This is a genomic window from Exiguobacterium sp. OS-77 (genome assembly GCF_000414195.2).
In the GTDB taxonomy this organism is placed as follows: Bacteria; Bacillota; Bacilli; order Exiguobacteriales; family Exiguobacteriaceae; genus Exiguobacterium_A; species Exiguobacterium_A indicum.
Genome location: NZ_DF239008.1, coordinates 1238247 through 1254253, shown reverse-complemented (window position 1 = coordinate 1254253; position 16007 = coordinate 1238247). Strand labels below are relative to the sequence as shown.

Here is a 16007-nt window from a genome sequence, read left to right as displayed (position 1 = left end):
CGATCTTAATCGATTTGTAGCATGACCTCGACGCGTGCTACCTGTTCTTCTGGAAGACGTCGATATAGCGCTAAAGGTACGTCCTCTTCATTATAGACAGTAAACAGCTCGAATTCGACTGGAATGCTTGTCAGCTTTGCTCCGTTCAAGACACGTTGCGCTGTTGCTGCATCAACCGTCAATCGTGGCCATTTTTGGATGACGTGTTCGATCGGAAGGACGTGTTGCATCCGCTCTTCGACTGTCTCATACGATTCGAGTGTCTCGAGTGTGACGGTGTCCGTCTCAGCAATCGCACCAGAACCTGTCCGGCGTAAGTCGCTCATGTGTGCCGCATAACCGAGTCGTTCTCCGATTTCGACTGCTAGTGTCCGGATATAGGTCCCTTTTCCACATGCGATATCAAGGCGGAAGCGACAAAGACCATCTTCGAACACAAGGTCCGATGTCCGTTCCAATCGATCGATACGGACGATCCGTGTCGGTCGCTCGACTTCAATCCCTTTTCGTGCATATTCGTATAGTTTCTTCCCGTTCACTTTGACTGCTGAATAATACGGTGGCGTCTGTTCGATTTCTCCTGTCAAGGCGCTCAGAATATCAGCGATCGCCTCTTCAGTAATACTTTCGGGTTCGACCGGTGTTTCACGAACGATCTCTCCGTGTGCATCTTCTGTCGTCGTTGCAAAACCGATCGTCACTTCCGCCGCGTAACGTTTTCCTTCATCCGTGATGAAACGGGCAAGTTTCGTCGCTCGACCGAGACAAATCGGTAAGACACCTGTTACTTCTGGGTCAAGCGTCCCTGTATGTCCGACTTTTTTCGTCTGAAACAAGCGACGTAGACGAAAGACACAATCATGACTCGTCATGCCGGCTGGTTTATCTAGTGGTAATACTCCGATGGGTTCCACGTGATGTCCTCCTTGAAAAAAGGCAACCACACGCGTGGTTGCCTTAGGTGTTAATCTTTGTTCAAATTCCGAAGCAACTCATCAATGCGTGATCCGTATTCGACAGAAGAATCGACCTCGAACAATAGTTCAGGTGTTTTCCGCAGACGAATCCGCGATCCGATTTCCTTACGCATGAAGCCTTTTGATTTTTCAAGACCGATGCGCGCATCCTCACGTGCTTTTTCGTCACCGAGGACTGAATAGAAGATCGTCGCTTGTTGCAAGTCTCCTGTCACTTCGACACCTGTGACGGTAATCGGCTTGACGCGTGGATCCTTGACATCCTTGATGAGCAGTTGCGTAATTTCCTTACGCACCTGTTCGGCGACACGATTCGAGCGTAAACTCATGTTTGTTCCCTCCAGTTCGGAAGAATGGATTCCGTTCTGTTACTTCCGTTTGACTTCTTCCATGATGAACGCTTCGATGACATCATCGACTTTTACGTCATCATAACGTTCGATCTTAATACCACACTCGTAACCAGCAGCGACTTCTTTGACATCATCTTTGAAGCGGCGAAGTGTATCGAGTTTTCCTTCGTAGATGACAATGCTGTCACGAACGACACGGACACCTGCATCACGCGTTAACTTACCTTCCGTGACATATCCACCCGCGATCGTACCGACTTTCGATACTTTGATGACATCACGGACTTCAGCTTGACCGATGATTTTCTCGACGAACTCAGGATCAAGGAGACCTTTCATCGCTTGCTCGATTTCTTCAATCGCGTTATAGATGATCCGGTGAAGACGAATTTCAACCTTCTCCTGATCCGCCATTGATTTCGCGTTACCATCCGGACGAACGTTGAATCCGATGATGATCGCATTTGCTGCCGAGGCGAGGATGACGTCACCTTCCGTGATCGCACCAACACCTGAGTGTACGATGTTAATTTTAACACCTTCGACATCAATTTTCTTCAATGAACCGGCTAAGGCTTCAACTGAACCTTGGACATCACCTTTGATGATGATGTTGAGGTCCTTGACTTCGCCTTCTTTGATGCGGTCGAAGAGATCTTCTAAGCTAACTTTCGCTGAATCGCGACGTTGTGCTTCGATTTCACGTTGGTAACGTGCTTCACCGATTTGGCGTGCTTTTTTCTCATCTTCGAATGCGAAGAATTGATCGCCCGCTTTCGGAACATCGTTTAGACCTGTGATTTCGATTGGCGTCGATGGTCCGACTTCTTTGACACGACGACCGATATCGTTGACCATTGCCCGGATACGACCGAACGTGTGACCGACAACGATCGGGTCACCAACGCGAAGTGTTCCGTGTTGAACGAGAAGTGTAGCGACTGGACCGCGTCCTTTATCGAGTTTCGCCTCGATGACTGTTCCGCGACCGTTCATGTCTGGTGTTGATTTGTATTCTTGAACTTCTGAGACGAGAAGGATCATCTCGAGCAATTCGTCGATACCGTCTCCTTTAAGAGCTGAAACCGGTACGAAGATCGTATCGCCGCCCCAGTCCTCTGCAACGAGTTCGAACTCTGTCAATTCTTGTTTGACACGGTCAGGGTTCGCACCCTCTTTATCCATCTTGTTGACAGCGACGATGATTGGAACGCCAGCTGCTTTCGCGTGGCTGATCGCTTCTTCCGTCTGCGGCATGACACCGTCATCGGCTGCAACGACGATGATTGCGATATCCGTGACATCTGCTCCACGTGCACGCATCGTCGTGAACGCCGCGTGACCTGGTGTATCAAGGAACGTGATCTTCTTGCCGTCGATCTCAACTTGGTAAGCACCGATGTGCTGCGTGATCCCGCCGGCTTCGCCTGCAGTGACCTTCGTGTTACGGATCGAATCGAGTAATGTCGTTTTACCGTGGTCGACGTGTCCCATGATCGTAACGACCGGTGGACGCTCAGACAATTCGTACTGGTCAAGGTTCAATTCGTATTGATCAAAGTCCGTCTCATCGACTTGGACAGTCTTTTCGACTTCAAAACCAAACTCTGTCGCGAGCAGTTCGACTGTCTCGTCATCAAGATCTTGGTTGATCGTCGCCATGACACCGAGACCCATCAATTTCATGATCAGTTCATTCGGTTTTTTCGCCATTTTTTCAGCGAGTTCACCGACTGTCAAGTTGTCAGAGTATTGAACGACGTTTGCCATCGCCTCTTCTTGCGCTCGGCGAGCTGCTTTCCGTTGACTCGACTTCGAGTTCGGATCCGCTACTTCAAGTTTGCGTGGTTCTGCTTTCTTTTGGTTCGGACGACGTTTGCCGCCACGGTTGTTACGGTTGCCGAATTCTGGGCGTCCGCCTTTGCTGTTACGTGATTGGTTACCTGCTGGTTTGTTTGTACTTCCTGGTCGGTTCGGTTTATTATCTGATTTCACTTGTTTTGGAGCCTCCGTCTTTTGAGCCCGATATTTTTCGGGATTAAATACTTGATCGAGTTTCTGTACTGTCTGTTCATCTAATACTGCCATATGATTCTTGACTGGTTTCTCCAGCTTTTCGAGCTGGGTGATGACCTGCTTACTTGTTACGTTTTGTTCCTTGGCGAATTCGTATACACGCTTACCCAAAGGATCCACCTCCAATTAGTCGTTCGAGAGGAGTTCAGTTAGCTTTTTCGCAAATCCGGCTTCATTGACTGACACGACAACACGCGCATCCTTTCCTAATGCTTGACCGAGAATCGTCCGGTCGGCGACTTCTAGGTAAGGAACCTGATAACTCGTACATTTATCTGTGACTTTCTTACGCGTGGCAGCCCCCGCATCTGCTGCTAAAAGAACAAGCTTCGCTTGTCCTCCTCGTACTTCTTTCAGTACGAGTTCTTCTCCCGTCGTCACTTTTCTAGCTCGATTCGCGAGACCGAGAAGGGATTCCCATTTACTCATTTGTACCTCCCGCGATTTCAAGCAATTCATCGTATAAGGCATCTGTCGTCTTGACCTTCAAATGATGATCAAGCGTCCGTTTTTTCTTCGCCGTCGCAATGACTGCCGCATCTTTCGATAAATAGGCACCTCGCCCATTCATCTTACCATTTAAATCGATGACGACCTCTTGTTCAGGTGTCCGGACGACACGAATTAATTCTTTTTTCGGTTTCATTTCTTGTGTGATGACACACTTACGTAATGGTACCTTTTTTTGCACGAATTATTCCTCGCCTTCGACTTGGACCGCTTCTACTGCCGGCTCTTCCGTCGCGAAGACATCTTCGAGATCCATTGCTTCCGCTTCAGACTCGCTCTTGATGTCGATTTTCCATCCTGTCAATTTCGCTGCGAGACGCGCGTTTTGACCACGTTTCCCGATTGCAAGCGACAATTGGAAATCTGGAACGACGACGATTGTCGCTTTCGCTGGTTCGTTCACATAGACCGCAACGACTTGAGCTGGGCTGAGTGCGTTCGCGACATATTCTTTCGGATCATCCGAGTAACGGACGATATCGATTTTTTCCCCGTTTAAATCATTGACGATGCGTTGAACACGCGCCCCTTTTTGTCCGACACATGCACCGACTGGATCGATGTCATCCGCCGCGACTGCGATTTTCGAACGGTCGCCCGCTTCACGCGCCACAGACTTGACTTCGACTTCGCCACTTGAAATCTCTGGTACTTCGATTTCAAAGAGACGTTTTAAGAGACCTGGATGTGTCCGTGATACAAGAATCGATGCCCCTGATCCTTTGACCATTGGATCAACTTTCGTGACGTACACCTTGATGCGATCACGAATCCCGAAACGCTCGTTCGGCATTTGCTCGTGTGTCGTCAAGACAGCTTCGATACCTTCTAGGTTGACGTACAAGTTGCGTGCATCTTGACGCTCGACGATACCTGTCATGATCTCATCTTCACGATCCGCGAAGTGATTGTAGATGCGTTCGCGTTCTGCTTCACGCATTTTTTGTGTGACGATCTGTTTCGCTGTTTGTGCTGCAACACGACCGAAGTCGCCTGGCGTCACTTCGACTTTATGGAAATCGCCGAGTTCATATGTCGGATCGATCTCGTGCGCTTCTTCAAGCGAAAGTTGCTCTTCTGGTTGTGTCAATCGTTCGACGACTTCCTTAAGCGCAAAGACACGGATGTCTCCTGTCTGCTGGTCGAATTCGACCTTTACAGCCTCCGATTCTTTTCCGAAGTTGCGTCGGTACGCTGAAATCAATGCCTGTTCGAGCGCATCGATGATGATGTTCTTGTCAATTTCCTTCTCTTTCGCGATTTGATTGATCGCCTCGAGTAACTGTGGTCCCATCGTTCTCTTCCTTTCCGTCAGAACATTACCGCAAGTCGCGCAAGTGAAATCTTGTCGACCGGTATCTCAATTTTCAATTTTCTTGTTTTGACACGCACTTCGATTTCAAGCATCTCAGGTGTGTACGCGAGCAACGTTCCTTCGAATTCAACCGCATTCTTTACTGGATCGTGCGTTTTGATGTACACATGTTTCCCAATCGCCTTTTCGAAGTCCTCGTCTTTCTTCAGTGGACGTTCCGCTCCTGGACTAGCGACGTCGAGGTAATACGGCTCGTCGATCGGATCATTGTCATTCAATGCTTCCGATAACTGTTCATTGATTTTGACGCAGTCTTCAAGATCTACGCCACCCTCTTTGTCGATGGAGACACGTAGGAACCAATCCGCCCCTTCTTTGACGAATTCAACGTCGACTAGCTCCATCCCCTCTCGTTCGACGATTGGTTTTGCGAGCGCTTCGACCTTTTCCGTTACGTTCGTCATCTTCATCCTCCTTCAAAAAACAAACAAGAAAGGAGCAGGTCCCCCTACTCCTTCCAAGTCGTAGTATAAAAAACATTTCCTCACTCAATATAGCATAGGAAAGCGCTCAAAGCAAGTGTTCCTAAGGGCTTACAAGTCGAACAAGGAGAGCTGATTCTCGTCCGGTAACCCTTCGAGACAGCCTAGGTTATCGAGCGTCTCAATGATCGATTTCGATAACTTAGCGCGTTTTTGGAGGTCTTCCTTCGAGAGGAATTCGCCGCCTTTACGTGCTTCGACGATCTGCTTCGCTGCATTCGTCCCGAGACCTGTCACGGCATTAAACGGTGGTAACAACGTATCTCCGTCAATGAGGAATTCCGTTGCACTTGAGCGGTAGAGATCGACCTTTTGGAACGTAAAGCCACGTTCGATCATCTCAAGCGCGATTTCAAGAACCGTATACAGCCCTTTATCCTTCGCCGTCGCTTCAAATCCTTTATCCTTGATGTCTTGCAAGACTTTCCGAACGGCAGCAGAGCCTTTATTCATCGCACCGATATCAAAGTCACCCGCACGAACCGTAAAGTACGAAGCGTAGTAATACATCGGATGGTGGACCTTATAGTAAGCAATCCGGACAGCCATCAAGACGTAGGCGGCAGCATGGGCTTTCGGGAACATGTACTTGATTTTCTTACAAGAATCGATATACCAGAGCGGTACATCGTTCTCGATCATCGCCTCTTCCATGTCAATCGAGAGTCCTTTCCCTTTTCGGACCGACTCCATGATTTTAAAGGCAAGCGACGGTTCAAGACCGGCGTAGATCAAGTAGACCATGATGTCATCTCGACAACCGATGACGTCTTTTAGTTCACACGTTCCGTTGTAGATCAATTCGCTGGCGTTTCCGAGCCAGACATCCGTTCCGTGCGAGAGTCCTGAAATCTGAACGAGCTCTGAGAACGTCGTCGGTTTCGTCTCTTCTAACATTTGGCGGACGAACTTTGTTCCAAACTCCGGAATGCCGAGCGTTCCTGTTTTTGAATCAATCTGTTCCGGCGTTACACCGATCGATTCCGTCGAACTGAAGATTTTCATGACTTCTGGGTCATCGACCGGAATCGTCTTCGGATCACGTCCTGACAGATCTTGTAGCATCCGGATCATTGTCGGGTCATCGTGACCGAGGATATCGAGTTTGAGTAAGTTATCGTGAATCGAGTGGAAGTCAAAGTGTGTCGTCTTCCATTCAGAACCCATATCGTCTGCCGGATACTGAATCGGACTAATATCGTAAATATCCATATAGTCCGGTACAACGATGATCCCACCCGGGTGTTGTCCGGTCGTCCGTTTGACACCGGTGACACCACTGACGAGACGATCGACTTCCGCATTCCGATACGTCAACTCATTCTCCGACTGATACCCTTTGACGTAGCCATACGCTGTCTTCTCAGCGATCGTACCGATCGTTCCGGCACGGTAGACGTAATCGTCACCGAACAGGACTTTCGTATAGGCGTGTGCTTGTGGCTGGTATTCTCCACTGAAGTTCAAATCGATATCCGGTACTTTATCCCCTTTAAATCCGAGGAACGTCTCGAACGGAATATCATGACCATCCTTAAACAATGGGACATCACATTTCGAACAAGACTTATCCGGTAAATCGAATCCCGAACCGACGGAACCGTCATCGAAGAACTCCGATTCCTTACAATTCGGACAGACGTAATGCGGTGGCAATGGATTGACTTCCGTGATCTCGGTCATCGTCGCAACGAGACTTGATCCGACCGATCCTCGTGAACCGACCAAATAGCCGTCGTCAAGCGACTTTTTAACGAGTTTATGGGAAATCAGATAGATGACGGCGAATCCGTGACCGATGATCGACTTCAACTCTTTTTCGAGGCGGGCTTCGACGATCTCCGGTAACGTGTCGCCGTAAATCCGGTGCGCCATATCGTACGACAAGTTCCGTACTTCTTCATCTGCCCCTTCGATCTTCGGTGTATAGAGATCCTTTGGAATGATGTCGATGTTCTCGAACTGTTCCGCGACGGCTTGACTGTTCGTGATGACGAGACGTTCCGACACATCCGGTCCGAGGAACTTGAAGTCATCCATCATTTCCTTCGTCGTCCGGAAGTGTGCCGGTGGCAATTGTTTTCGCATGTTCAGCATGTTCGCTCCACCTTGCGTCCGGATCAAGATCTCCCGGTACGTCGCGTCATGTTGATCGAGGTAATGCACATTCCCTGTCGCGACTGGTAAGATATCATGTTCTTCCGCGACGCGGATGATCTTTTTGATCAGTTCGCGCAGTTCGAGTTCATTCTGAACGATTTCCCGTTCAATCAAATGACCATACATTGCGGGTGGCTGAATCTCGATGAAATCATAGAACTGCATCACTTTTGCTAAATCTTCGTCCGACTTGTTCAAGGCAGCATCAAACACCTCGCCATTATCGCAAGCTGATCCAATGATCAATCCATCCCGATGCGCGACGAGTTGCGAGCGTGGTGTGCGGACGACACGGTGCACGTGTTTCGTGTGAGCAATCGAAATCAATTGGTACAGATTCTTCAAGCCCGTCCGGTTCTTCGCATAGACCGTCGCGTGGTATGGCCGTGCCCGCGAGATATCTTTCCCCATCTCCCGGTTGAGCGAAGCGTGTGTCTTCATGTCGAACATCTCATCTGCCATTTGCAGCAATTTGACCATCAAATAGCCTGTCGCTTCCGCGTCATAGATGGCGCGGTGATGCTGCGTCAATTCGATGTCAAATCGTTTCGCGAGTGTGTTCAATCGATGGTTTTTTAGCGTCGGCATCAAAACACGGGCTAGCTCAAGCGTATCAATGACTGGCAAGACCGATTCATCGTGTCCACCGGAACGGAGTGTCGCATTCAAGAATCCGATATCGAATGAGGCATTATGGGCAACGAGAATCGAATCGCCGACCCAGTCCATAAATTCCTTGACGACTTGTTCCGGGTCTGGTTTTCCGCGGACCATATCATCGGTGATTCCTGTCAAATCAATCGTCGTCGCCGACAATAGATGCTTCGGATCCGCGAACGCTTCGAACTTATCTATGATATCACCGTCGTGGATCTTGACGGCTGCAAGTTCGATGATCTTGTTGTACATCGCCGATAGACCCGTCGTCTCGACGTCAAAGACAACGAATGTCGCGTCATCTAAGTTACGGTCCACGGGATGATAGGCGACTTGCACCCCGTCATCGACGACATTCGCTTCGATTCCATACAATACCTTGATATCGTTTTTCTTTCCGGCATAGTAGGCATCCGGGAAACTTTGGGCACCCGCGTGATCCGTGATCGCAACAGCAGGATGACCCCATTTCGCCGCGCGTTCAACGTATTTCGTCACGTTCATGACGGCGTCCATTTGACTCATTTGCGAGTGCGCATGTAACTCGACACGCTTCTCGCCTGCCCAAGGGTCAGCAGGGGCTTCCATCTTCACCTCTGACAGTTGGGCAATCATCATACAAAGATCGCGCAGGAACGTATCGAACTCAACGCGACCTGCAGCTTGAATCCACATCCCTTTTTTGATCGCAGAGAGTATCTTGACGTCTGTTTCGTCACGCGCAAACATCTTGACGACGAGGGAGTCCGTATAATCCGTCATTTTGAACGTAAAGATTGTCTTTCCACTTCGTAGTTCACGACTCTCTGCCGAGAAGACGAGACCACGAATCGCAATCCGTCGTTCCTCATCTTGGATCGTCTTAATCGGGACAATCTCATCTTGAATTGGTTTCCCGATCCGAATCTCAACCGGTCCTTCATCGTCATCCCGCGATTGTTCTCGTTTGAACTGCAACTCGAGCATCCGTTTTGCTTCTTCCATGTCTTCCTGTTTTACCTGATTGCGCAACGCTTCTTGTTTCGATTCGTTGATTTGAACAATCGGTTCACAGTTGAATTTCGGAAATCCGTAAGCACTATAAAGTAACTGCAATTCCCCACATAAGCTACTTTTTAAGAATCCTGCTTCCGGTTCACTTCGGACTGGAATGAATAATTTCTGTTCTTTGAACTCCGGTAAGACACGTCCGAGTTGTGTCCGCAGCGCCGATGAAACGTCGGCGAGATCTTGCACGACATATGGCCAGTAATCATGATATAGGCGTTCGTCTGGTCGACTATCCGCGTATAGGATAACTTTGACTTCGGCGAATTGCTGATACCGACTTATCAAACGACTCGTAAAGAGTTGATAGACGTTTTGGGGCAAAACGTGTGGCAAGCGGATTTCAAATGTCCAGGTTGCTTTTGCTTTATTGACGCGAAGCTTCTCAAGAACTGCTTCGTTAAAGTATTCTTCAATGATACCGTTCGGTAATTCCAAGTCACTCAGCAACAGTGACATGCGTTGTTGTGTATCCACTCGCAATTGTGCTGTCTGATCGCTTCACACCGTGACAGCAACTCCTCCTCCTCTTGCGGATTGCCCAAGGGGCGAATGGGTGTGAGACAAGAAAACAGTCACTTTATGAAAAGTGACCGTCTCCATTCTTTATTCTAAACCTTCATAGAGTGAACGAACAGCCTCAACGACTTGTTCTTGTCCAATTTCTTCTGCATCGCCACCGCGACGAGCTTTTAATTCGACGATTCCTTCTGCCGCTTTTTTGCCGACGTTCAAGCGAACCGGTAGACCAATCAAATCCGCATCGGCGAATTTGACGCCTGCTCGTTCTTTCCGGTCGTCAAGCAGGACGCTGAATCCTGCAGCTGTCAATTCACGGTATAGTGTTTCTCCGAGTTCAAGCTGTTCTGCATTTTTACCATTGACGACAATCAAATGGACATCGTATGGTGCGATCGCTTTTGGCCAAATGATTCCGCGCTCATCATAATGTTGTTCGACGACTGCCGACAATGTCCGCGAGACACCGATGCCGTAACATCCCATGATGAGTGGTTGTGCTTTACCGCCTTCATCAAGGAACGTCGCTCCCATTCCTTCAGAGTAACGTGTTCCGAGTTTGAAGACTTGACCGACTTCGATGCCACGTGCGAATTTAACGTTTCCGTTGCCGTCTGGTGACGCGTCACCTTCTTCGACGAAGCGCAAGTCCGTATAGTCTGCTTCGAAATCACGGCTTGGATCGACATGGATATAATGTGTTTCCGCTTTGTTTGCACCACAGACAGCGTTCGTCAAGGCACGTACCGCGTAATCGGCGACGATCTTCATGTCTGCCCCGATCGGTCCGAGTGTTCCAGGCGTTGAGTGAAGCGCTGCTTCAATCTCTTCGTCGCTCGCCATCGTGATGTCGAGTGCGCCCAGATAGTTTTTCAATTTGATATCGTTGACTTCGTGATCGCCCCGGACGAGTGCCATGACAAGTCCTTGTTCCGTTTTGAAAATGACGGTCTTGATCGATTCATTTGCTGGTAAGTTCAGATGTGCACTGACCGCTTCAATCGTCTTCGCATCTGCCGTATGCACTTCTTCAAGTGCTTCTGGTGCTTTGTCTTGCTTCGGATAGGCATCGATCGACTCTGCCATCTCTAAGTTCGCTGCATAATCCGATTGGTCCGAGTAGACGATCGTGTCTTCACCGATTGCTGCTAACGCATGGAACTCATGTGTTCCACTACCACCGATTGCACCTGAGTCAGCGACGACTGGACGGAACTCAAGACCAACACGTGAGAAAATCCGCGAATACGTATCAAACATGTTTTGATACTCTTCGTCTAAGCTCTCTTGTGACGAATGGAAGGAGTAGGCATCTTTCATGATGAACTCACGACCGCGTAATAAACCGAAACGTGGACGACGTTCGTCACGGTACTTCATTTGAATCTGGAAAAGATTGACCGGTAACTTTTTATACGAGTTCAATTCATCACGAACGATTGAAGTGATCAGTTCCTCGTGCGTTGCTCCGAGCGCGAACCGGCGATCATGACGATCCGTCAAGCGCATTAATTCAGGTCCATAGATATCCCAGCGCCCTGTTTCTTCCCATAGTTCAGCTGGTTGAATCGCTGGCATCAGTAATTCTTGCGCACCCGCTGCCTCTAATTCCTCGCGAATGATTGTCTCGATGTTTGCGAGAACGCGTTTTGCGAGTGGGAGATACGAATAGATTCCAGCGGCATTTTGACGCATGAATCCTGCACGAAGCAAGAGTTGGTGACTGATGGCTTCTGCATCAGATGGTACTTCACGCAACGTTGGCATGAATAGTTTTGATTGTTTCATAATGAGTCACGAACTCCTTTGACTGAGTGATTAATTAAAAGAATTTTTGAATGTCGTTCCAAGTAACGACGAGCATGAGTAACATCAAAAGCGCAAAACCGACGAAGTGAACCAATCCTTCTTTTTGAGGATCGACCGGTTTACCGCGTAAGGCTTCAAGGAAGAGGAACAGCAAGCGTCCTCCGTCAAGTGCTGGAAGTGGCAACAAGTTGAAGACTGCTAAGTTCACGGACAACAATGCAGTCCATGTCAATAGCATCGAGAACCCACTATCTGCGACCTGATCGGTCATCTTGACGATCCCGACTGGTCCTGATAATTGATCGACGCCAACGACACCGGTCACGAGATCTCCAACCGCTCCGACGATGAGCGTCGACATCCGCCATGTTTCTGAAACGCCCGTTTGTAGTGCTGTTCCGAATGATTTTTCTGTCTCATTCGTAACACCGATGATGCCGACCTTCTGTTCTCCTTGCTGTTGCACTTTTGGCGTGATCTCAGTTGTCGTCTCTTTCCCATCACGCTCATATTTTACTTCTGTCGCTTTCCCAGCACGATCTTGGAATCCAGCACGCAAATCCGTCCATTTGGCTGTATCCTGTCCGTTGACTGAGATGATCCGGTCACCTTCAACAAGTCCTGCTTGATCGGCAGGTGAACCTTTTTGTACTGTTCCGATGACGCTTTCCCCTGTCGGAGAGCCATTATATAAGGCAAGACCGAATAAAATGACGAACGCGAGGACAAAGTTCATGAACGGTCCTGCAGCAATCGCAAGGACGCGTTTCCAAACGGATTTCGAACCAAATGTGCGATCATACGGCGCAATTTGTGTCCGTGTCTGACCTTCGACAAGAAATGCTGTCGGGGAGACAGGGTATCGGACCGAGGTCTCATCCTGTAACCCAACGAGTTCGAGTTGACGCAACAAGTCAATCCGCTCGACAGTAACGACTTGGTCGACTTGTGGCTGATCTGCATCGAAATAAATCGTCTCGATGACACCGTCCTTTAACTGTAATCCGACGGTTTGACCTGATTTGATCTCAACGAGTTCAGGTTCTTCACCCGCCATCTTGACATAACCGCCAATCGGCAACAGGCGTACCGTATACAACGTCTCATTCTTAAACACTGAAAAGATCTTCGGTCCAAATCCAATCGCGAATTCCCGACAGAGAATACCTGCCCGCTTCGCCATTACGAGATGACCCCATTCATGGACGGCGACGAGTACACCGAACATCAGTACGATTGAAATAAAGGTCGTCATTACTTATCCCATCCTTAGTTAGCGAATGTAAGAGACGATACGAACTCACGCGCCCATCGATCGGCTTCAAGGATTTGATCCAAGGAAGGCTCGTCGATAAGGGTATGAGCTTGAAGCGCCGCCTCAACGCTCGCTTCGATTTCTAAAAAGCGAATGTCCCCTTTTAAAAAACGGTCCACTGCTTGTTCGTTCGCAGCATTGAGTACTGATGGCATCGAACCACCGGCTTGACCCGCTTCAAAAGCAAGTCGTAACAACGGATAACGTTCGAATGAAGCATCAGCAAAGTGTAAGCGTCCGATTTCCTTTAAGTTTAACCGTTCTCCCCCTTGGATTTCAAGGCGGGACGGATATGTAAGAGCGTACTGAATCGGCTCCCGCATGTCGGGCATACCAAGCTGCGCCATGACGGCACCATCGTTGAACTCAACCATCGAGTGGATGATCGATTCACGATGAATGACGACATCGATATCCGCATAGTCGACATCAAATAACCAGTGCGCTTCAATGACTTCGAACCCTTTGTTCATCATCGTCGCCGAATCAATCGTGATTTTTGCTCCCATCGACCAGTTCGGATGCGCCAGTGCTTGTTCGACCGTCACGTCTGCCAGATCTTCCCGTGATTGATCACGGAAGCTTCCGCCTGACGCCGTTAAGATGATTTGACGCATATCCTCTCGCCGCTCCCCGTTCAAGCATTGGAAGATTGCCGCATGTTCACTATCAACAGGTAAAATCGTCACGTTTTTTTCGCGCGCGAGCTTCATGACAAGGTGCCCTGCCGTGACGAGTGTTTCTTTGTTCGCAAGACCAATCGTCTTACCCGCCTCGATCGCGGCAAGCGTCGGACGTAAGCCGACAGCTCCTACGACCGCTGTAATGACTGTATCGACTTCAGGATGCGTCACGATATCAAGCAATCCTTCTTCACCGATGACGATCGTCGGCTGATAACTCAACTGCTGCTCGAGTTCTTGACGTGTTGTCTCATCTTGAACTCCGACAAGCATCGGTTGCAAACGATTCAACCACGGTACGGCGACCGTCGTGTTGCGACCAAATGCAAAACTCGTCAATTCAAAAAGGTCTGGATTAGCCGCAATGACATCAAGTGTCTGCGTACCAATCGATCCCGTTCCACCGATGATACTGATTTTCTTCATAATGAAGTGCCTCCTCAAGCAAAGATATCGAGTACGACGAGGACCGTAAAGACGATCATCATGCTGTCGAACCGATCTAGAATACCACCATGGCCCGGTAGTAACGTTCCAGAATCCTTCACACCATAATGGCGTTTGTAAGCGGACTGGACCAAGTCACCAAGTTGCCCAACGACGGCAACGATGATGGCAAGGACAATGACTTTCCCAAAACCGACTGTCGGTTCGATACTTTCAAACACGACACCGAGTAAGATGGCAAGTAGCACGCCACCGACTGCCCCTTCAATCGTTTTGTTCGGGCTGATTGACGGCCACAGTTTATTCTTACCAAATCGTTTCCCGACGAAGTACGCCCCTGAATCCGTAAACCAGATCAAGAGAATGATCAAGAGCGACCACGTTAATCCATGTTCGAGTAAGCGGATGTAGGCGAACGATGCAAAACCGACACCAACATAAACCGCAGTCAGAAGTAAAAAGGCGACATCATCGAACGTAAAGACATTTTTCGAAAACACGTTCCAAAAGAGACCGATCAATAAAATGATCATTGCCCAAGCGATTGGTGAAAGTCCGATTGGGAGTGTCCGATCGACTGCCTCTTCATAGATACCGACGAATGGTAATAACGTACCGATCCCGAATAAAATCCGTGGAATGCGCGAGCCGCTCCATTGTCGCATCCGGACGAGCTCGGTATAACCGAGAATCGTTAGTACTGCCATAAACGCTAAAAAGGGAAGTCCACCGATGTACAAAAGCGCCAAAAAGATGGCGCCTGCCCATATCCCTGTGATAATCCGAGTTTTCATAAGCTAGTTCCTCATTTAATCAGACGCCGCCAAATCGGCGTGTCCGTTGATTGTAATCTTCAATTGCTGCCAAGAAAGCATCCCGACGAAACTCTGGCCACAAGACATCTGTAAAATAAAACTCTGCGTACGCCGCTTGCCAAAGTAAGAAGTTCGATAACCGTTGTTCGCCACTCGTTCGAATCACGAAATCGACATCGGTTACAGATCCTGTCATTAGCTCGCGCTCGATCGTCTCCGGTGTAATCGCATCCGGTGACAATGTTCCTGCCTGAACCTGTGCGCCCAGTTTTTGCATGACTTGCACGAGTTCATCGCGTCCTCCATAATTCAGAGCGAAAATCAGACGAAGTCCTGTATTGTGTTGCGTATCCAGTTTCGCTTGTTCGACCGCCTCACGCGTGAAATGAGGGAGGCGAGATACTTCACCTGCTACCTCGACCTTAACATTTTGGGCATCGAGTTCTTTCAAATCTGATTCTAAAAACTGAGCTGGGAGCTTCATCAAAAAATTAACTTCTTCTTCTGGACGCGTCCAGTTTTCAGTTGAAAAGGCATATAGTGTCAAGCTTCTGATACCAAGCTCATTTGCAACTCGAACGACTTCTCGAATCGATTTCATCCCTTCACGATGTCCCATAATTCGCGGAAGCCCACGTTTTTTTGCCCATCGTCCATTTCCATCCATGATGATCGCAACATGTTCTGGCACCCGTTCATAGGTTTCGGTTTCTTTCGTCTGATTCAACCATTGAAACATTCGCACTTCCTCCTCTCTCAATTATGAAGAAAGGGACTCTTCG

General features: G+C 48.8%; 13 protein-coding genes. All 13 read right to left on the bottom strand.

Annotated elements, in window-relative coordinates:
* Positions 1-5: 5 nt before the first annotated feature.
* The 13 genes from truB to EXG77_RS06060 all read right to left on the bottom strand — a co-directional run bounded on the left by truB (position 6) and on the right by EXG77_RS06060 (position 15964).
* Positions 6-914: a tRNA pseudouridine(55) synthase TruB gene (gene truB, locus EXG77_RS06120; protein WP_023468678.1), complete on the bottom strand. Its 909-nt coding sequence runs from the start codon at positions 912-914 to the stop codon at positions 6-8.
* A 50-nt stretch (positions 915-964) separates the two neighbouring features.
* On the bottom strand, positions 965-1306 hold the full coding sequence (rbfA, locus tag EXG77_RS06115) for a 30S ribosome-binding factor RbfA (protein WP_023468679.1): 342 nt from the start codon (positions 1304-1306) through the stop codon (positions 965-967).
* Positions 1307-1345: 39 nt separating this feature from the next.
* Positions 1346-3517, bottom strand: a complete 2172-nt coding sequence (infB, locus tag EXG77_RS06110; RefSeq protein WP_035396789.1) for a translation initiation factor IF-2 — start codon at positions 3515-3517, stop codon at positions 1346-1348.
* Between the two features lie 15 nt (positions 3518-3532).
* A complete protein-coding gene (locus EXG77_RS06105; RefSeq protein WP_023468681.1) occupies positions 3533-3835 on the bottom strand; it encodes a YlxQ family RNA-binding protein in 303 nt (100 codons plus the stop codon).
* Complete coding sequence (gene rnpM / locus EXG77_RS06100; protein ID WP_023468682.1) at positions 3828-4097, bottom strand: RNase P modulator RnpM; 270 nt, start codon at positions 4095-4097, stop codon at positions 3828-3830. Before rnpM ends, EXG77_RS06105 begins: the two co-directional genes overlap by 8 nt.
* Positions 4098-4100: 3 nt before the next feature.
* Positions 4101-5210, bottom strand: coding sequence for a transcription termination factor NusA (gene nusA / locus EXG77_RS06095; protein ID WP_023468683.1), 1110 nt, complete (start codon positions 5208-5210; stop codon positions 4101-4103).
* A 17-nt stretch (positions 5211-5227) separates the two neighbouring features.
* Positions 5228-5695: a ribosome maturation factor RimP gene (gene rimP, locus EXG77_RS06090; protein ID WP_023468684.1), complete on the bottom strand. Its 468-nt coding sequence runs from the start codon at positions 5693-5695 to the stop codon at positions 5228-5230.
* 129 nt (positions 5696-5824) lie between these two features.
* Positions 5825-10096: a PolC-type DNA polymerase III gene (locus EXG77_RS06085; protein WP_174316770.1), complete on the bottom strand. Its 4272-nt coding sequence runs from the start codon at positions 10094-10096 to the stop codon at positions 5825-5827.
* A 147-nt stretch (positions 10097-10243) separates the two neighbouring features.
* Positions 10244-11944: a proline--tRNA ligase gene (locus EXG77_RS06080; RefSeq protein WP_023468686.1), complete on the bottom strand. Its 1701-nt coding sequence runs from the start codon at positions 11942-11944 to the stop codon at positions 10244-10246.
* A 34-nt stretch (positions 11945-11978) separates the two neighbouring features.
* Entirely contained in the window at positions 11979-13220 is a 1242-nt protein-coding gene (gene rseP / locus EXG77_RS06075; protein WP_023468687.1) for an RIP metalloprotease RseP, read from the bottom strand.
* A 14-nt stretch (positions 13221-13234) separates the two neighbouring features.
* Positions 13235-14389, bottom strand: coding sequence for a 1-deoxy-D-xylulose-5-phosphate reductoisomerase (locus EXG77_RS06070; RefSeq protein WP_035396787.1), 1155 nt, complete (start codon positions 14387-14389; stop codon positions 13235-13237).
* Positions 14390-14403: 14 nt separating this feature from the next.
* Positions 14404-15204: a phosphatidate cytidylyltransferase gene (locus EXG77_RS06065; protein WP_023468689.1), complete on the bottom strand. Its 801-nt coding sequence runs from the start codon at positions 15202-15204 to the stop codon at positions 14404-14406.
* 19 nt (positions 15205-15223) lie between these two features.
* On the bottom strand, positions 15224-15964 hold the full coding sequence (locus EXG77_RS06060) for an isoprenyl transferase (RefSeq protein WP_023468690.1): 741 nt from the start codon (positions 15962-15964) through the stop codon (positions 15224-15226).
* Positions 15965-16007 lie beyond the last annotated feature (43 nt).